Here is a 17638-nt window from a genome sequence, read left to right as displayed (position 1 = left end):
TGAGGTCAGGAGGAAACAATGGCATTTGAGGGAACGGGCAAGCCGAAAACCTGCATTATCGGCGCAGGATGTTCGGGCTTCACCATGGCGAAGCGGTTGAAAGACCGGGGCCTGCCCTATGATTGTTTCGAGATGTCGGACAATATCGGCGGGAACTGGTACTACAAGAACCCCAATGGTGCCTCGTCCTGCTACCAGTCGCTGCACATCGATACGTCGAAGTGGCGCCTCGCCTTCGAGGATTATCCCGTGCCGGAAGACTGGCCGGATTTCCCGCATCACGCCCAGCTGCTGCAGTACTTCCACGACTATGTGGATCATTTCGGCCTGCGCGAGACGATCACCTTCAATACGGCTGTGACGAATGTCGAAGACCTGCCGGGCGGGCGCTGGAAAGTGACACTATCGACCGGCGAGACGCGCGAATACGATGCCGTCGTGGTCGCCAATGGTCACCACTGGGACCCGCGCACGCCGACCTATCCCGGGCATTTCGATGGTTACCAGGTCCATTCCCACAACTATACCGACCCGTTCGAGCCTTACGATTTCCGCGGCAAGCGCGTGATGATCGTCGGGGCAGGGAACTCCGCGATGGATATCTCGTCGGAACTGTCCCAGCGCCCGCTGGCGGAAAAGCTGTTCATCTCCATGCGCCGGGGCGTCTGGGTGATGCCGAAATACATGGACGGCAAGCCGGCCGACAAGGCGGTGCTGCCGGCCTGGATGCCGGCCAGCCTCGGACGCAAGCTCGCGCGCAAGAAGATCAAGAAGACCATCGGCATGATGGAAGACTATGGCCTGCCAAAGCCGGACCATGAGCCGCTGGAAGGCCACCCCTCTGTCTCCGGCGAGTTCCTGACCCGCGTGGGTTGCGGCGACATTACGCCGAAGCCCGGCATCGAGAAGCTGGACGGCGACGCCGTGATCTTCACCGACGGCACGCGCGAGAAGATCGATGCGATCGTCTGGGCGACGGGCTACAATGTCACTTTCCCATTCCTCAAGCAGGACGACCTGACCCCGAAGGAGAATGTCTTCCCGCTCTACAAGCGCATGGTGAAGCCCGGCCGCGAGACGATCTTCTTCCTCGGCCTCGCCCAGCCGCTGCCGACGCTGGTGAACTTTGCAGAGCAGCAGTCAAAGCTGGTGGCTGCGGCCCTTGATGGCGAGTACGCTTTCCCCGACGCTGCCGAAATGGAACGCATTACGGTCGCGGACGAGAAGGAGCACCTCGGGCACTTCTATGACAGCCCGCGCCACCGCATGCAGGTAGACTTCAACCTCTATTGCCGGGACCTCTTGAAGGAGATCGAAAAAGGCATGAAACGCGCGAAAGTTCCCGCATGAGGCAGCTGCTGGGGGCTGCACTCACGCTTGTTTTCCTCGCTGGTTGCGCCTCTTCGCCGGCCCCGACACAGGTGCGGACCTATACGCCGCCACCGGGGCCGCCGCAGGTCACTGCAGCACAAGGCAGCTTCCAGCCGAACGCCTATCTCCGCTCCTGTGGGGGCATCTACGTCACCAATGCACCGCCCATGGATCGCGATTTCTGGGTGGTCGATTACAAGCCGATCATCGTCGTCGGTTCGGTCGTTCTGGCGACGGCGCCAGCCAACGAGGTGTGCCTCTCGTCTGGCTTCGGCATCCGCTCCGCCCGGCGCCATGACGGGATCGACCTGCAATCCATTCCGGCCGGGCCGATCTATGCCGCCGCGCCGGGGCGCATTCTCGAAGCACGCGTTTCGACCGGCTATGGCAATATGGTCCTGATTGATCATGGCGGCGGCGTATACACGCGCTACGCTCACCTTGCGCACTTTGCTCAGGGGATCCGCACCGGCGCGGAAGTGGGTTTCGGGCAGGAGCTTGGCATGATGGGCAGGTCTGGCAATGCGACAGCCATCCACCTCCATTTCGAGATCCTGACGGGCAACTACAATAATCCGAAAGGGTCCAAAGGGCTGGCGCCCCGCAACCCGTTCGAGTTTCCGGCCTACGATCCAGCGGGCAGCTGATACACAAAAGGGTGGAGGGACAAGACATGGTGAGGCGCTTTTCGACCTGGGCCGCTGGCCTAGTCATTGCAGCCTGTGCGCAGGTGCCGGAATGAACCGCTTTTTCGACCCTGACCTGTTTGCCCGGACCTATCGGGACCCGCTGGCCTGGCTGACCCTGTTGGTCGACTTGCTGCCCATCATCGCAGTGATTTTCTTCGGCTGGAAAGCTGTGCCGCTGGTGGCGCTCTACTGGCTGGAGAATTTGGTCATCGGCGCCTTCACTATTTTCCGCATGCTGGGAACGATTGCCGCCAACGCCCTGAACATCCCCATTGCGTTGTTTATGGTTCCGTTCTTCACAGTGCACTATGGCATGTTCTGCTTCGGCCATGGCATTTTCCTGAGCGCTTTTGCGGGTGGGAAGGTTGGCGATGCAGCCCCCGGAATCGATGGGATGCGGACGCTGGTCGACTGGGCCCTCGGCACCGGTCCCTATATGTTGTGGTTCATTGGCGCGATCATCCTCGTGAACGCGATTTTCTATCTGGTCGATTTCATCGGCCGCGGAGACTACCGGAATACGCAGCTGCCCGTCGAAATGTTCGCGCCCTATGGCCGGATCGTCACCCTGCACGTTGCGATCATTCTGGGGGCAGGCCTGATGCTGGCAGTCGGCCAGCCGCTGCTCGGCGTACTGATCCTGATCATCCTGCGCGTCGCGTTCGGCATGATCCTGAACATGCTTCGTCGACGGAAGATTGAGGGTGGCGGCAGCAAGCTCATGAATGCGGTAGCAGAAGCAGGATAGGGCCATGACACTGAACATTGCTGCGATCGAGGCACAGGCAGAGCTGCATCACCAGTGCCTGCTCGGGCTGGAATTGATGGTCGCAACGCGGGAAGGGCCAGAAGTCGTCGGCGACTGGATGTTCCGCCTGTTCCGCCGCCAGCATGAAGACAAGTTCCTGTCATCCTTCCGCAAGCTGGGTCTTGATGGCCTGCCGGACGCGGTGGCCTGCGCGAAGTATCACGTGCTTTCCAATGGGGTCGGCGGCGTGGCGGTCGAATACATGGAAGAGAGCGATACCAAGGCCTGGGTCCGCTTCCGTTATCCGCGCTGGATGTATGATGGCGCCGTGATCTGCGGCGTGCCGGTGGAGGCCAGCCGGGGCTTCCTGCGCGGCTGGTATGGACAGAACGGTGTCTCGCTCGGCAATCCGCGCCTCGGCTTTGTCTGCGTATCGGAAGACATGACCGGCCAGTTTGGCCTCTGCGGATATTTCCGGGAATATGACCACGACCTGTCGGACGAGGAGCGCCTCCGGTTCGCGCCGGACGAGCGCCCGCCGCCTTTCGATCCGGCGAAGCAGCCGGAACCACCCCCCGGGGAGTGGAGTGCGGAGCGCCTTGCCAAGGCCAACCGGAACTATGCGGTCGAGTATATCCGCAACGGTGTGCGCGAACTGGTCAATGTACTGGGGCAGGACCGGGCGCTTGAGCTCTGCCATCTTGCCGCGCGCCTGACGGGCCTGCAGCATTTCCGGCGCATGGCCGATGCTGTCGGCGGCGTCGATGGCGGCCCTGCAGAGGCGGCCAAATTCCTGGCCGCCATGTTCGCCGGCATGGGCGATGATGCCTGTGTCGAAATTGCCGGAGACGGGGCCGTTGTTCGGCAGTCCGGGCTCCGGATCGTGCGCGGTCTGGACGGCGCCGAACGCGACAATCTCCTGTCCTGCTGGACCGAAATCTGGCGCGGCGCCGTGCATTCTCAGCGGGCCTTCATGGATGTGGCCTGCGAACCGTCAGGAGATGGCCTGACGTGGCGGATCAGCCCGGCTGCACAGTAACCCGCATAAACCGCTGGCAATCCGGCAAACCCCTGATTCTTTTGAGACGAAATGCATTGCAGCCTTGCAGTGTTATAAAGTTGACACATGATGACGCCTTCGGCGACGATGTCGTCAGGTGAGGACAGGTATTCATGACGATTGACGTGAAAACGGCAGGCAAATCCGGCAAACGTGCGCGCTCAAAAGCTGCGAACCGCCGGGCGATTCTGGATGCTGGCCGGCGCGTATTCGCTCGCATCGGGTTCGAAGCAACGACGGTGCGTGACATCATCCGGGAAACCGACCTCGCCGCAGGGACGTTCTACAACTACTTCAAGTCCAAGGAAGAAGTGTTCGAGGCAATCGCCGAGGATTCCACGCGCCACTTCCGGGAACTTCTGAAAGACGTCCGCGCCAGCGCCCGCACAGCGCATGACTACATGCACGACGCCTACTACGCCTATTTCAGCTTCATTGCCGAAGAGAACCGGCAGGCCCTGTCCGAAGGGGCGCCGCACATGGCGCTGATCGGTGTCCGGGTGGATACGCCGGAAATGTCCGCCGTTGCCGCCGAAATCCGGTCGGACCTTGAGCGCATCCTGTCCGCGGATACCTCCTCAACGATCGATATCGACTATCTGACTGCTGCCGCCATCGGTACCGCCCGGGAAATGGGTGAAATCATGCTGCTGCGCCGGCCGGTTGATGTGGAAGGCGCGACAGAGTTTGCCTCGCGCATGCTGATGGCCGGCGTGAAGGAACTTGCCGCGAAGTAAGCCTGTTGCCCCCTTGGCGAGCGAGGCAGGGCAGGTCTAAGCTTTGCCTGACAATACAACAGGGGAGCGGCCATGAGCCTTCAGCAGACCATCACCAAGCTCGTCATGAAACTGCCGGGCGGCCTGCTCGTGAAAATGGCGGGCGGCAAACCGCTGACCATCCGCGGCCGTACGCTTGAGCCGCAGCTGCAGCTGATGGCGTGGAACGGCCGTAATGCGCCGCCGCTTTCCAGCCTGCCAGCGGAAACCGTCCAGGCGGTCACCAAGGAAACGCTCGCCTCCGTCGCCGCGCCCATCGAACCTGGTGTGCGGACGGAAGACCTGACTATTCCGGGCCCGAACCAGAACCAGATTCCGGCCCGTATTTACCGTCCAGACGGCCAGGATCCGAAGGCGCCGCTGATGGTCTACTACCATATGGGCGGCGGCGTGATCGGGGATCTGGAAACCTGCCATGCCTGGTGCTCCATTCTTGCCAGCCGCGTGAAATGTCCCGTCCTGTCAGTGGACTACCGCCTCGCGCCCCAGCACAAATTCCCGGCCGGCATCGATGATTGCTGCGCAGCCTATGAATGGGGCATGCGCAATGCTGCGAAATTCGGTGCGCCGGAAGGTGTTGCGGCCGTGGGCGGCGATTCCATGGGTGGCAATTTCTCGGCGATCATCGCACAGGAGATGCAGCGCGAGGACAAACCCCTGCCGGCGATGCAGCTGTTGATCTATCCGGCCATCGATCTGGTCGAGGAGTTTCCGTCCCGCAAGGAATTCAGCGAGACCTTCTCCCTGTCCACAGACACGATGGACTGGTTCATGGAGCAATACCTGCCGGAAGGCTTCGACAAGTCCGACAAGATGCTGTCGCCGGGCCAGACAGGGCATCTCGATGGCCTGCCGCCGGCAGTCGTTATCACGGCCGGGCACGATCCGCTGTGCGACGAGGGCGATGACTATGCCCGCCGCCTGAAGGATGCCGGCGTGCCAGTGATCCACAAATGCTACGACAATCTCGCGCACGCCTTCACCGCCTTCACGCTGATCTCGCCGGGCTCGCGCAAGGCCTGTCTGGAAATCGCGGACATGGTCCGCACCGTCTACTCAAAGCTCTAGGAGCGCCGCTTGAAAGCGCTAGTCTGTCACCAGATCACGGATGACTTTTCCGGGCTGGAGGTGCGGGATATTCCCGTGCCGCAGCCGGGAGAAGGCGAGGTTCTGGTTCGCGTAAAAGCCGCCGGGGTAAACTTCCCGGACCTCCTGATGAGCCAGGGCAAGTATCAGTTCAGACCGGAACTGCCGTTCACGCTCGGTATGGAAGTCGCGGGCGTGATCGAAGCGGTTGGTGAGGGTGTCGCGGAGTGGAAACCCGGCGACGAAGTGATCGGCGGCAACAAGACCGGCGCCTATGCGGAATACGCCGTGCTGCCGGCAGCGAGCCTGTCGCCCAAGCCTGCGCCTTTCTCCTTTGCCGAAGCCGCCGCATTTCCGGCGGCCTACATCACCGCTTATGTGGCGCTGGTCGTGCGAGCGAATCTGCAGCCGGGCGAGACCCTGCTTGTGCATGGCGCCAGCGGCGGGGTCGGCATGGCGGCGGTTGATGTCGGCAAGCTGCTTGGCGCGACCGTCATTGCCACGTCTGCCTCCGACGCCAAGCTTGAAAAGGTGCTGGAATACGGCGCGGATTACGGCATCAATGTCAGCCAAGGTTTTCGCGACAAGGTGAAGTCGCTGACGGGCGGGCGAGGCGCCGACGTCATCTTCGACCCGGTCGGCGGGGACGTTTTCGATGAAAGCGTGCGCTGTATCGCCTTCGACGGACGCCTGCTGGTGGTGGGCTTCACATCCGGCCGCATTCCGGAAGTCAAAGTGAACATGCCGCTGATCAAGGGTTTCTCGGTTGTCGGCGTGCGCGCCGGAGAATATGGCCGCCAGTTCCCGGAGCGGGGGCGAGCGAACCAGGCCGCAATCCGGAAATGGGCCAATGAAGGCAAAGTACATCCGCATGTCTTCCGCGAGATCGCGCTGGAGGACTGGCGCGAAGCGTGGCGCCTGCTGACGGACCGCGAAGTTGTCGGTAAGGTCATTATAAGGCCCTGACACACATTCAAAAATTCAAACCCTTAGAGAGGAATACCCGATGGCTGATCAACTTCCCGAGACAAGCCTCCAGATCCGCACGCTGGTGACGCCGGAAGGCAAACTCGAACTCTCCCTCGCCGAGGCGCCTGTAAAAGGGCCCGGCCCGGACCAGGTTGTAGTTCGTGTTGAAGGCACGCCGATCAACCCGTCCGATCTGGGCCTCCTGGTTGGCGGCGCTGACATGTCGACCGCCGTTCAGGGTGGCACGAAAGACAATCCGACCATTTCTGCCGATGTGCCGGAGGGCGGACTACGTGCCATGAAAGCCCGGCTTGGCCAGTCGCTGGCCGTTGGTAATGAAGGCGCAGGCACCGTGATTGCCGCGGGCGACTCCCCGGCAGCACAGGCCCTGCTCGGCAAGATGGTTACCTGCCTTGGCGGGAACATGTACCAGCAATACCGTACACTGCATGTCTCGCAGTGCATGGCCCTGCCGGACGGCACGACGGCAGAGCAGGGGGCATCCTGCTATGTGAACCCGCTGACGGCGCTGTCCTTTGTGGAAACGATGAAAGCCAAAGGGCATGAGGCGCTGGTTCATACCGCTGCCGCTTCAAACCTCGGCCAGATGCTGAACAAGATCTGCCTCAAGGACGGCGTGCCTATCCTCAACATCGTCCGCAAGGAAGAGCAGGCGGAAATCCTGCGCGGCATCGGTGCGAAGCATATCGTCAACTCGACCTCGCCGACTTTCATGGAAGACCTGATCAATGGCCTCGTCGAGACAGGCGCCACAATGGGCTTCGATGCCATCGGTGGCGGTCCGCTGGCCGGACAGCTGCTGATCGCGATGGAAGCGGCCGCCAGCCGCAAGATGAAGGAATATTCCCGCTACGGCTCTGGCACTGAAACGCAGGTCTATATCTATGGCCGACTCGACATGTCACCGACCATCGTCCCGGCCGGCGTCGGCTTTGCCTGGAACCTCAGCGGCTACCTGTTGACTCCGTTCCTGGAAAAGGCCGCTCCGGAAGTGCGTGCACGCATGTACAAGCGCGTCATAGACGAACTGAACACGACCTTTGCCAGCCACTATACGAAGACGATCTCGCTGGCCGATGCGCTCGATCTGGAAACACTGCACGCCTACAATGCCAAGGCGACCGGCGAGAAATACCTGATCGACCCGACCCTCTAGGCTGTTAAAGCAGCCTGTCTTCCGCGATCGTGATAGTATGGTCGCGGGTCTTGAAGAGAACGATATCGGCCCGCTGTTTCAGCGGGGCGATATTTTCTCTGAGGTTCGCCAGGTTGATCCGCTCCCAGACGGACTGAGCGAATTCGAGCAGCTCCGGTTCCGACATGTGCAGGAAGTTCGCATAGAAGGATGACGGATCCTCCCGTGCGGCGTTCCACAGGCGCACGAAGCGTTCCAGGAACCAGGCAAGCAGGTCGTCCTCGCTGGCATCAAGATAGATCAGCAGGTCCGGTTCGTGCGTTTCGCGCGGGGGCGGCGACAATGGCTGGAAGCCGAGCCCTTCCAGGATCAGGACGTCCGGCTGGGCGATGACGCGTGTCAGAGCCGGGTCCACATCATAGGTGACATGGCTATAGGCCGGAAAGGCGGCTTCGCCCGTGCGAAGGGTGCGGAGCGCCTCGCCGAGGGCCTGATGGTCATAGGTTTCGGGGAAGCCTTTGCGAAGCGTCAGCTCCCGCTCAGCCAGCACGCTGTTCGGGTACAGGAAGCCGTCTGTCGAAACGGTTGCGACGTCCAGCGTATCGTCCAGCACGTCGGCGAGCGCCCCGGCAAGTGTGGTCTTGCCGGAGGCGACGGAACCGGTGAGGCCGGCGATCAGGCCTTCCCGGTCCGCCTGCAGTTCAGAGAGGCGGACGGCCAGCGCTTGGATGCCGCCCCCATCGGTGTTCTGCGTCTCTGTCGTCATTCTGGTCCGTTCTGGTATTGCGAAACGCTCGCAACCTACACGGTTCGTTTCGCCTTGTCCTCTGCATTCGCGCCTTCAATGGCTTCGCGGGCAGCGGTCCATTGCTCGTCGCTCCAGGCGGCCAGCGCGCTGAAGTTTCCGCCGGAGGCGTTGTACATGCCGCCATCGATCGCGATGGTCTGGCCGTTGATGTACTCGGCGCCCGGCGCCATCAGCAGGACGGCAAGGTTCACCAGCTCATGCATCTCGCCCACGCGGCCCATCGGGTTGGCGGTGGAGCGCTCCATGCTGCTCGTGCCGGAGTCCGGCGAGAGACGGGCCCATGCGCCCTTGGTGGGGAAGGGCCCCGGTGCGATCGCGTTGAACCGCAGGCCGTAGCGGCCCCACTCGACGGCGAGGGATTGCGTCATCGTGTTCACTGCCGCCTTCGACATCGCCGAGGGCACGACAAATGGCCCGCCATTCCAGACCCAGGTCGTCAGGATGGAGCAGACACTGCCCTTGCGCTTCTGGTCGATCCAGCGCTTGCCGATGTCGTGCGTCATGTAGAACGAACCGCGGAACACGATGTTCGAAATCGCATCGAAGCCGCGGATGGAAAGATCTTCCGTGCGCGAGATGAAATTGCCTGCGGCATTGTTCATCAGGCCCGTTAGGGCCCCGTGCTTTGACCAGATCTCATCGTTCATGTCCGTGATCGCTTCGGCGACCCGGATATCGCAGGCATGCGGCACGACCTTGCCGCCATGCTTTTCTATGAGTTCGGCCGCTGTTTCTTCGCACACGCCGCCGCGGCGGCCGCAAATGTGCACCTCCGCGCCGAGTTTCAGGAAGCCTTCGGCCATTTCCTTGCTAAGGCCGGTGCCGCCTCCTGTGATGAGGATGCGTTCATCCTTCATCAGGCCGTCGCGAAACATGAGTTTGGATGTGTCCATGATGATCCTCCCGAGATCTCTGCTTGTTTTGGAGAGATCATAGGACGGGCAGCCGGACTGAACAGCCCGTATCGCGGCGTCAGCGAAAACAGATCGCTTGCTATTTGCGGAATGGCAGGCTGACCAGGCGCCAGAGTATCCAGAGTGGCAGGACAATGGTGGCTCCGGCGAGCGCAGGCTTCCAGAAATTACGGATCGCCCAGCCCGCAGCAGCCAGTGTCTGTTTTGCAATTGCCGCCAGGGCGGCCGGAATGTTTGCATCCGGAGCGGCCGGATTGAAGTTTGCCGCCATCACGAAAAAGCCGACCAGAATGCAAAGCCCGGTCAGCTTCACGCCGCCCCAGAGGCTGATCCCGAACAGGCGCCGCAGGAGCGGGCGTTTCGGCGGCTTGCCGGGCTTCTCCAGCGGAGCGGACGCCGGTGCCGGATCGCTAGTGGGGGGAAGGTCAGTCATCTTCCGAAGGGGCCATGGGTGGCGGCGCTGCCGCAGCACTCTGATTGGCATCAGCCGGTGCCTTGTACGGAACATAGACAACGTGCTGGAACGGGATTGTTACGCCATTGGCATCGAAGGCTTCTTTTACGGCCTTGGTGATATCTGCGCGGACATCGACGAATTCAGGTGTCGCCACGAAGGCGCGCAAGCGAACCTGGACGCTGGAAGAAGCGAGGGCGTGAATTCCTACCCAGGTTTCATCGTCCGCCAGAATTCTCGGATGCGCATCAGCGACTTCCCGGACCAGGCGCATGGCAAGGTCCATATCGTCATCGTAGGAAATGTCGAAATAGAGATCGAGGCGCCGGCGTGTCTGACGGGTGTGGTTGATCAGCGGTTCGGCCCACACCTTGTCATTGGTGATGGAGACGATCTTGTTGTCGATCTGCTTCACCTGCGTGAGGAAAGGCGTGATGTCGATCACTTCACCATCGAGCCCGGCCACGCTGACATAGTCACCGATCCGGAACGGCCGGAAGATTGCCAGCATGATCCCGGCGGCAACAGCCTTCAGCGTGTCCTGCAGGGCAAGACCGATGGCCAGGCCAGCTGCGCCGAGCAAGGCGGCAAGCGATGCCGTCGGGAAGCCGAGTTGTGTCAGCGCAAAGACGATCGCAACAGCAAAGATCAGGTATTTGAACAGCGACGCGGCAAAAGCAAACAGCGTGTCGTCCGCGCCAGTACGCCGATGCGCTTTCCGTCCGAACCGGCGCAATGAACGGGCAGTCCCATTGGCGATGATCACCGCGACCACGAGGATTGCCACGGCCCCGACGGCACCCGGTCCGCGTTGCTCCACCATGGCTTCCCAGTCATACCCGGCAAGGCCGAGCGGAATGGGGCTGAGCAGGATCAGGGCAAACACACGGGTGATGGAGGCCGCAAGGTCCCAGTTTGACCCCTCGAACTCCTTGTCCTTGGACAGGGCCCGTTTGCCGATCAGCAGAACCAGTCGGCGTGCCAGCCCGGCCATGATCCACACAGCGATGGCCGAAAGGAGCACGAACCCCCATTTCTCGACATAGGGTTCAATCGTTGTGGCCCATACCGGCCAGCCTGTGGTGTCTATCTGCAGCTTCATGCAAATCTTCTGTCATGCGGCGTGGCGTGCCACAACTGACTTCAGCTGACCTCTCGCGTGATATTCACCTGGTGTGGATACGGGATGGAGATGCCAGCAGCATCCAGGGCTTCCTTGACCGTTCTGGTGAGGGTCCAGCGGACTTCCCAATAGTCCGGCGTTTTCACCCACGGACGGGCCACAATGTCGACTGAGCTGGCGCCCAGCGTATTGACGCGCACTACGGGCGCCGGGTCTGCGAGCACACGGTCGTCGGCTTTCACCGCCCGTTCAATCACCTCCATCGCATTCTCCAGGCCATCGCCATAATCGACGCTGAAGACCAGATCGACCCGGCGTGTCGGATAACCGGCATAGTTGCGGATCACGCCAGAAATCGCCTGGCTGTTGGGGACGATGATCTGAACATTGTCGGGGGAGGCAAGGATGGTCTGGAACAGATTGATGTCCTTCACCGTGCCGCCCTCGCCGGCGAGTTCGACATATTGGCCGACGCTGTAGGGACGGAAAAGCAAGATCATGATGCCCGATGCGATGTTGCCGAGGGCGCCCTGCAGCGAGAGGCCAATGGCCAGTGTCGTGGCGCCGAGTATGGCGACAAAGCTGGTTGCCTGAACGCCGAACAGCTGCAGCGCGGCAATGATTGTCGCTGCCGTCAGAAACCAGCGCGTGATGGAGGCGAAGAAACTGCCGAGCGTATCGTCAATATTCGGTCGCTTCGTGGCCTGCGTGCGCACCATGCTGGCCACCCAACCGGAAATGCGGAGACCAATGATCAGGACAATGAAGGCCCCGACGGCTTTCAGCGCATAACCTGCAAGTACCGGCCAATGTTCCGCCAGCTGGGCTTCCCAGTCGATATTGTTCAGAAAATCCATTTTGTACTCCGTATCAAATTCCGGCTGGGACAGTCGTTCCGTCTGCGCCGCGCAACAGGCGCAGGCCGAGGATCAGCACCCCGGACACGCCAGTCATGATGGCAAGCCACCCCATGCCCGTCACCGTCCAGTTATTGGCGATAACGCCCATCAGGCCCCAGGCGAGGGCCGCAAAAAACCAAAGGCTGCGGCTGATATAGCGCGCAAAGACCCACGATCCCAACGCAGCAGTTGCCAAAAAGATCCATAGCATCTGCCATGGAAGATCGGTTGGGCCATAGCTCGTGAAATTACGAATCAGCAGGGGGACGGAGATGCTGATGGCAACGAGAATCCAGCCGGAAAGCAGGCCGGTGGCGGCGTCTGCGATTAATTTTACGACACTTCCGCCCATGCCTCGCATGTGGTCGAAACGTGCCGCGGCGGTCCAGGACAAGGCCGCGATGGGAAACAGGAGCAGGAAATCGAGTGGCTGATAAGCGATCAGTTGCGCGCTCAACATCCACGCAATGTTTGCTGCACCCGCCAGCGCGAGCGGTGCGCCGACGCGCAACATCCATGGCTCACGATGGCGCCATGTGGTGTAGGCAAAGGCAATATATGCCCCAAAAATAAGGCTCCAGATGGAAAAGAAGGCGGGCAGGGGCTGTTCCGGTGCCTGCATTCCGCGTGTGGCATCCCCGATGGGTGTGCCAATTCCAAGCCATGGCGCCATCGCGCCAGAGAGCGGCTGAAGGATTCCGAAGACGACAAGGAGAAGTGGAAGACGCGGTTTCATCAGCACCCATGTGGCAGGGTTTGTGTGTGTAGAAAATTGCGTCGAACTGAAAAAAAGCAAGGCAGGCCGGCATTTTTACGCTATTCGCCTGCCGACTCATTTGAGTCGGAATAGAGGAATTTGCTCATGGCAAAGAAACCTGTGGCCAAGAAGGCCGCTGCGAAACCCGCCGCTAAGCCGGCAACGACCCGGGCTGCTGCTGCGAAGCCGGCCGCAAAGCCTGCTGCACGCACTGCTGCGAAAACGGCTGCTGCTCCGAAGAAGGTCGTCACCGTCACCCTGCGCCAGCTGGCTGCTGAACTGGCCGAAGCGCATGGCATGACGAAAAAGCAGACCGAAGCTGTTCTGGGCGATCTGGTCACCATGACCACGAAGCGCCTGAAGAAGGGCGAAAAAGTCCGTTTCACGGGCCTTGGCACGATGGAAGTGCGCAAGCGTCCGGCCCGTATGGGCCGCAACCCGGCAACCGGCGAAGCCATCAAGATCAAGGCTTCCAAGAAAGTTGCTTTCCGCGTTGCGAAGGAACTCAAGGAATCCGTCTGATAACAGACGAAATTCCAGACTTACTGAAGGCCGGGCGTATTTTGCGCCCGGCCTTTTCTTATTCGCGTCCTATTCCGGCAACAAGGCTTCCAGCGTTTCCAGCCGGTCGGCTTCTTCAGCGGGTTTGTCCCAGCGGATGCGGTTGATGCGGGGGAACCGCATGGCGAGACCGGATTTGTGACGGGCCGATCGCTGCAGGCCTTCGAACGCAACTTCCAGGACGATTTCCGGCGTGACCGACCGCACAGGTCCAAAACGGTCGATCGTGTTTTCACGGACGAATTTGTCGAGCTGTTTCAACTCCTCATCCGTAAAGCCGAAATAGGCTTTGCCGACGGGGGTCAGCGCTTCGTCCTTCCAGACACCGAAGGTGAAATCGGAATAGAAGCCAGAGCGCTTGCCATGGCCCCGTTGGGCGTAGAGCAGCACGGCATCGACGAGGAACGGGTCACGCTTCCATTTGTACCAAAGGCCCGCCGGACGTCCGGCCACATACGTGCTGTCCCAGCGTTTCAGCATCAGGCCCTCGATTTCGGGGGCTGGCGGGTTCATGCGCAAGTCATCGAGGTCTTTGAGGTTCGCCACGGGGACGAGCGGCGAAAGGTCCAGCTGTTCCGTTCCATGCCTGGCGATGAAGTCTTCGAGCGCGGTACGCCGATGCCGGAAGGGCAAGGCGCGAAGGTCGCCATGGCCATCGTGCAGCAGGTCATAGGCGCGGATGAAAGCCGGATGGCTTTCCATCAGCCGCTTCGTGACCGTCTTCCGGTTCAGACGCTGCTGCAGCGCATTGAAGGACGCGACGCCTTCGCCGTCCTCCGTGCGGATCAGCAGCTCCCCGTCCAGCGTGCCCTGAAAATTCATGCCGGCCAGCACATCCGGAAAAGTGTGGGAAATGTCGTCGCCCGTGCGGGTGTAGATGCGCCGGACCGTACCTTCAACGGACGCCTGGATACGAACGCCGTCATACTTCCATTCGGCGGCGAACCTGTCCGCTGTGACGAGCGCCGGGTCTACCGCGTCCGGGTTGTCCCGGTCCGCTTTCGGGATCAGGGGATGGGCCAGCATAACAGGCCGGAAGGGCGCGGCAATATCCGGAGACGGACGGCTGGTTTTTCCTTCCAGCCATGCAAACAGGGTCTCATAAGGCGCCGCGAGGCCGTGCCAGATTTCCTCAATCTCTGTGATGTCGACATCGCCGAAGTCCGCCAAAGCCATTTTGGCCATGCGCGCTGACACGCCGATGCGGAGGCCGCCCATGATCAGTTTCAGCAGCGCCCACCGGCCAGTCGCATCCAGCCCGTCCAGCCAGCCGGCTACGAGGCGCGGTGCTTCGGCGCGTGTGGCCTCCTGCAAGGTTTCAACGATCTCGGAGAGGGGCGGGGTCCGGTTTACCCCATGCTCTCCTTGCCAGACGAGGCTGACCGTGTCGGCAAGGTCGCCGACATAGTCATACGACATGTTGAACAGGACCGGGTCTATCCGCTCTTCTGCCAGCGCGCGGATCGCGGCAGGCTTGATGCTTTTCAGGTCCAGCTCGCCGGTGAGGGCAGCGAGGGCATAGCCCCGGTCAGGATCTGGCGCGTTCGCGAAGAAGACCGTCATCAAATGCAGCTTGCCATTCCGCGAAGGCGTCAGCAGCAGGCGTTCGAGCAGGTCGGCAAAAGCTTGCATGGACTGATACATAGGGCCAAATGCGACGCATAACAGCGCCGGAAGCCTCGGTGCGCGATTAAATCAGGGCATCGAGAGGGAACGCCACATGACGCTGAAGCTCCATCACCTTAACGCATCCCGGTCGCAACGGATCGTCTGGCTGCTGGCCGAACTCGGTGTGCCGCACGAGATCGTTCACTACAAGCGCAACGAGGTGACGAACCTCGCGCCGCCGGACCTGTTGAAAATCCACCCGATGGGCAAATCGCCTTTGCTGGAGGACGGCGATGTCGTGATTGCGGAAACCGGCGCGATCGCGGAATACCTGATGGGCAGGTATGACACCGACTATCACCTGCACCCGCGTCCCAGCTCTCCGGAGTTTCCGCGATATCTTGAGTGGATCCACGCGGCCGAGGGCGCCGTGTTCCTTCCGGGCTTGCTACAGGTCTATTTTGCCCGTGTGGACATGACCGGCAATCCCGCAAAGGCCTTGATGGCGGCGGAACGGGAAAAGGCGGCGGACACGATTGAGGCGCACCTTTCCAAATATCCGTATTTCGCAGGCGAACGGTTCACCGCTGCGGACTGCCTGATGGGATTCCAGATCCTCATGTCCGATGCGCAGGGCGTGCTGGAAAACAGGCCGGCGACCAAGGCGTGGCTTGAAAAGATGAAAGCCCGGCCGGGTTGGCAGAAAATGATGGAAGTCGGGATCTAGGCGAAGTCGGGATCCAGACAAAGACCGTCCGGCTTCCGGAGGCTTAAACCGGAAGCCGGGAAATCCGGTCGTTTACTCTTCGTCGCCCATGTCGTCCTCCACGGTCACGGCCCCTTCGAATATGTGGGTGAGATCTGACATTTCCGCCAGAGCCTCCGTCACAAATTCTGCGCGCCGGGCATCAAGCGAGCCGGAACAGCCGGTGTCATAGTTGATCCGCTGGCCTGTATCCCCCCGGCCAAGGTGGATGTAATAGACCCGGCCGCGCTGCAGGTATTGCGGGCAGAGGGCCGGAATGTCCTTTGTGATGTCGAGCACGCTGTCGGTATCGTCAAAGCCCTGATCTTCGAAAGCTGTCTTCACGGCGGCGTACAGATCCCCCGGCGCGATGCCGGAATAGGCGCCGTCCTCCGCTGAGCGCTGCCAGTAATTGTCCGGGTCCAGCAGGACGTTCACGACCGGGCATCCAGCCGTCTGGCAGTCCATGATCGAAATGCTGATTGAGTGTGGGCCGCCGGTCGGCAACTCGTATGCAGCATCCGGCCGGGCGGGCAGGGGCGCGTACCGGTCCGCCTCATCCGCATTGCGGCTGGCACATGCCGCGAGAACGAACCCGGCCGCGAGTAGAATCAGATTACGTATCACCGGCAAATATCCTCGTCGCTGTCGCACAACGCCATCACATCGCTCAACCAGCCCGAATAGCCCTGCAGGTTTGTGTAGCGGCCATTATAGTCTCCGGCACAGAACTGCCCGGTTTCACGGTTCTGTTCGACGACGGACAGAACCCCGACCGCGGTCTTCGAACCGTCTTCCTCGGTCACGTAGAGCGGCCCGCCGCTGTCGCCGACACAGGGACCGGCACCTGCCTGGCTGGCGACATAGATGGTTGCAGGACCGGTGCCTGTGATGCGGATGCTGGCGGCAAGAAGACTGTTCGACAGCTTCCCACCGAAATGCGTCAGGCCCCAGCCCGCCATCTCGGCGGTCTGATAATTCGCAGGCGCCAGCGGCATATCCGTCGCGCCGTAGCGGGCGACGGGCACATCACCCAGCGCCTCCACTTCCTCATCAGACAGGCGGATCAGGGCGAGGTCGTTTGCATATCCATTTGCCGTGCCGGCATAGCCGCCATGGCAAATGGCAAACTCCCCCTCGGTCGTGTGGGCCAGCGGTGAACTCAGGTTTTCAGCCGTGCCGATGATGCGCAGCTGATCGAACGGCTCGTCGACGCAGTGGGCGGCCGTCGCCAGCCAGTGGTCCGCAATGCGCACCGCGCCGCAATGGCCGGTGGCGATCATGCCATCCTGGGCCGGTTTCACGGGCTCCAGCTTCACAATGCCGGGGAAACTGGCGAGGCTGGCTGCGAGGCCGTTCACTGCTTCGGCGCCGACGGCGGTCTCTTCGACCTCGGTGGCGCCGGCGACCGCGCCGACGGTCAGGGTGGGCGGGGCGTCCGCCGGCAGGCCACAAGGCACCGCGTTCAACTCGGCCAACGTCAGGCCGGGAACCGCGATGGCGGCGTCCTCGCTTTCGTCTTCGTCCACTTCTGGTTCGGCATCCGCTTCTTCGCCAACAATGCTTTCCGGGGACAGGAGCGTTTCCTCCTGCACCTCATCAAGAGGCATGTCCCGATCGACGGTTGGCGTTTCCCCCATGCCTGCAGAGTCTGCTTCAGGTTCGGCCATCAGCAGATCCGAATCGCTCTCGGTCATTTCGGTCGCGGGTGCGGCTTCGGGCTCTTCCTGGCCCGCCGGATTGATTCCCGGCAGGCGGACTGCATCGCAAGCGGGCAAGGCACTCAGCGCGATCAGCGCAGCACCGGCAAGCAGGTGGCGTTTCATTCTGAAATCCCCTTCTGGAACACCGTAGTGCGCAGTTAATGCCGGTGCCGCAGGCGGGGTCAACCGGCCTGATCGTCATGGCCAGTCA

General features: G+C 61.4%; 19 protein-coding genes. 10 read left to right on the top strand and 9 right to left on the bottom strand.

The features are described from left to right. The first annotated feature begins 18 nt into the window (after nucleotides 1–18). The 8 genes from HY26_RS00955 to HY26_RS00920 all read left to right on the top strand — a co-directional run bounded on the left by HY26_RS00955 (nucleotide 19) and on the right by HY26_RS00920 (nucleotide 7876). Nucleotides 19–1350: an NAD(P)/FAD-dependent oxidoreductase gene (locus tag HY26_RS00955; RefSeq protein WP_065383299.1), complete on the top strand. Its 1332-nt coding sequence runs from the start codon at nucleotides 19–21 to the stop codon at nucleotides 1348–1350. Continuing rightward, nucleotides 1347–2018: a M23 family metallopeptidase gene (locus HY26_RS00950; RefSeq protein ID WP_065383298.1), complete on the top strand. Its 672-nt coding sequence runs from the start codon at nucleotides 1347–1349 to the stop codon at nucleotides 2016–2018. The genes HY26_RS00955 and HY26_RS00950 overlap by 4 nt, the downstream gene beginning before the upstream one ends. A 91-nt stretch (nucleotides 2019–2109) precedes the next feature. Beyond that, nucleotides 2110–2808, top strand: a complete 699-nt coding sequence (locus HY26_RS00945) for a DUF6498-containing protein (protein WP_034769339.1) — start codon at nucleotides 2110–2112, stop codon at nucleotides 2806–2808. Nucleotides 2809–2812: 4 nt separating this feature from the next. Then, nucleotides 2813–3847, top strand: coding sequence for a hypothetical protein (locus HY26_RS00940; RefSeq protein WP_065383297.1), 1035 nt, complete (start codon nucleotides 2813–2815; stop codon nucleotides 3845–3847). Between the two features lie 134 nt (nucleotides 3848–3981). Further along, on the top strand, nucleotides 3982–4605 hold the full coding sequence (locus tag HY26_RS00935) for a TetR/AcrR family transcriptional regulator (RefSeq protein ID WP_034769335.1): 624 nt from the start codon (nucleotides 3982–3984) through the stop codon (nucleotides 4603–4605). A 72-nt stretch (nucleotides 4606–4677) separates the two neighbouring features. Next, nucleotides 4678–5712, top strand: a complete 1035-nt coding sequence (locus tag HY26_RS00930) for an alpha/beta hydrolase (protein WP_034769333.1) — start codon at nucleotides 4678–4680, stop codon at nucleotides 5710–5712. 9 nt (nucleotides 5713–5721) lie between these two features. Continuing rightward, nucleotides 5722–6696 (top strand): NADPH:quinone oxidoreductase family protein, encoded by a 975-nt coding sequence (locus HY26_RS00925; protein WP_065383272.1) that lies wholly within the window; start codon nucleotides 5722–5724, stop codon nucleotides 6694–6696. A gap of 40 nt (nucleotides 6697–6736) precedes the next feature. Beyond that, nucleotides 6737–7876 (top strand): zinc-binding dehydrogenase, encoded by a 1140-nt coding sequence (locus tag HY26_RS00920; protein ID WP_065383273.1) that lies wholly within the window; start codon nucleotides 6737–6739, stop codon nucleotides 7874–7876. A 4-nt stretch (nucleotides 7877–7880) separates the two neighbouring features. Here the strand turns inward: HY26_RS00920 and HY26_RS00915 are convergent, their stop codons facing one another. The 6 genes from HY26_RS00915 to HY26_RS00890 all read right to left on the bottom strand — a co-directional run bounded on the left by HY26_RS00915 (nucleotide 7881) and on the right by HY26_RS00890 (nucleotide 12675). Next, nucleotides 7881–8621, bottom strand: coding sequence for a type I pantothenate kinase (locus HY26_RS00915; RefSeq protein ID WP_065383274.1), 741 nt, complete (start codon nucleotides 8619–8621; stop codon nucleotides 7881–7883). A gap of 35 nt (nucleotides 8622–8656) precedes the next feature. Then, nucleotides 8657–9556, bottom strand: a complete 900-nt coding sequence (locus HY26_RS00910) for an SDR family oxidoreductase (protein WP_112072745.1) — start codon at nucleotides 9554–9556, stop codon at nucleotides 8657–8659. Nucleotides 9557–9656: 100 nt separating this feature from the next. Further along, complete coding sequence (locus tag HY26_RS00905) at nucleotides 9657–10010, bottom strand: hypothetical protein (protein WP_051600292.1); 354 nt, start codon at nucleotides 10008–10010, stop codon at nucleotides 9657–9659. Continuing rightward, on the bottom strand, nucleotides 10003–11133 hold the full coding sequence (locus HY26_RS00900; protein WP_051600291.1) for a mechanosensitive ion channel family protein: 1131 nt from the start codon (nucleotides 11131–11133) through the stop codon (nucleotides 10003–10005). The genes HY26_RS00905 and HY26_RS00900 overlap by 8 nt, the downstream gene beginning before the upstream one ends. Before the next feature lie 41 nt (nucleotides 11134–11174). Next, the gene (locus HY26_RS00895; protein WP_051600290.1) at nucleotides 11175–12011 is read right to left on the bottom strand and encodes a mechanosensitive ion channel family protein; all 837 of its coding nucleotides are present in this window, start codon (nucleotides 12009–12011) and stop codon (nucleotides 11175–11177) included. A 13-nt stretch (nucleotides 12012–12024) separates the two neighbouring features. After that, nucleotides 12025–12675: a hypothetical protein gene (locus tag HY26_RS00890; RefSeq protein ID WP_139068774.1), complete on the bottom strand. Its 651-nt coding sequence runs from the start codon at nucleotides 12673–12675 to the stop codon at nucleotides 12025–12027. A 240-nt stretch (nucleotides 12676–12915) separates the two neighbouring features. Between HY26_RS00890 and HY26_RS00885 the strand changes: the two genes are divergently transcribed. Next, nucleotides 12916–13332 carry an HU family DNA-binding protein gene (locus tag HY26_RS00885; RefSeq protein ID WP_034769228.1) on the top strand — a complete coding sequence of 139 codons (417 nt, stop codon included), beginning with the start codon at nucleotides 12916–12918 and terminating at the stop codon, nucleotides 13330–13332. A gap of 69 nt (nucleotides 13333–13401) precedes the next feature. On the opposite strand, the gene HY26_RS00880 is transcribed toward HY26_RS00885, so the two are convergent. Continuing rightward, a complete protein-coding gene (locus HY26_RS00880; RefSeq protein WP_065382756.1) occupies nucleotides 13402–15003 on the bottom strand; it encodes a cisplatin damage response ATP-dependent DNA ligase in 1602 nt (533 codons plus the stop codon). A gap of 88 nt (nucleotides 15004–15091) precedes the next feature. Between HY26_RS00880 and HY26_RS00875 the strand changes: the two genes are divergently transcribed. Continuing rightward, complete coding sequence (locus HY26_RS00875; RefSeq protein ID WP_034769226.1) at nucleotides 15092–15706, top strand: glutathione S-transferase family protein; 615 nt, start codon at nucleotides 15092–15094, stop codon at nucleotides 15704–15706. Between the two features lie 72 nt (nucleotides 15707–15778). Here HY26_RS00875 and HY26_RS00870 read toward each other — a convergent pair whose 3' ends face one another. Both HY26_RS00870 and HY26_RS00865 read right to left on the bottom strand, forming a co-directional pair. Continuing rightward, complete coding sequence (locus tag HY26_RS00870) at nucleotides 15779–16351, bottom strand: hypothetical protein (protein ID WP_065382754.1); 573 nt, start codon at nucleotides 16349–16351, stop codon at nucleotides 15779–15781. Further along, nucleotides 16348–17550 (bottom strand): trypsin-like serine protease, encoded by a 1203-nt coding sequence (locus HY26_RS00865; RefSeq protein ID WP_051600289.1) that lies wholly within the window; start codon nucleotides 17548–17550, stop codon nucleotides 16348–16350. Before HY26_RS00865 ends, HY26_RS00870 begins: the two co-directional genes overlap by 4 nt. Nucleotides 17551–17638: the final 88 nt, after the last annotated feature.

The organism is Hyphomonas sp. GM-8P, from assembly GCF_003263315.1.
Lineage (GTDB): Bacteria > Pseudomonadota > Alphaproteobacteria > Caulobacterales > Hyphomonadaceae > Hyphomonas.
Note: the sequence above shows the minus strand (reverse complement) of the source record. Positions and strands in the feature narration are given on the sequence as shown.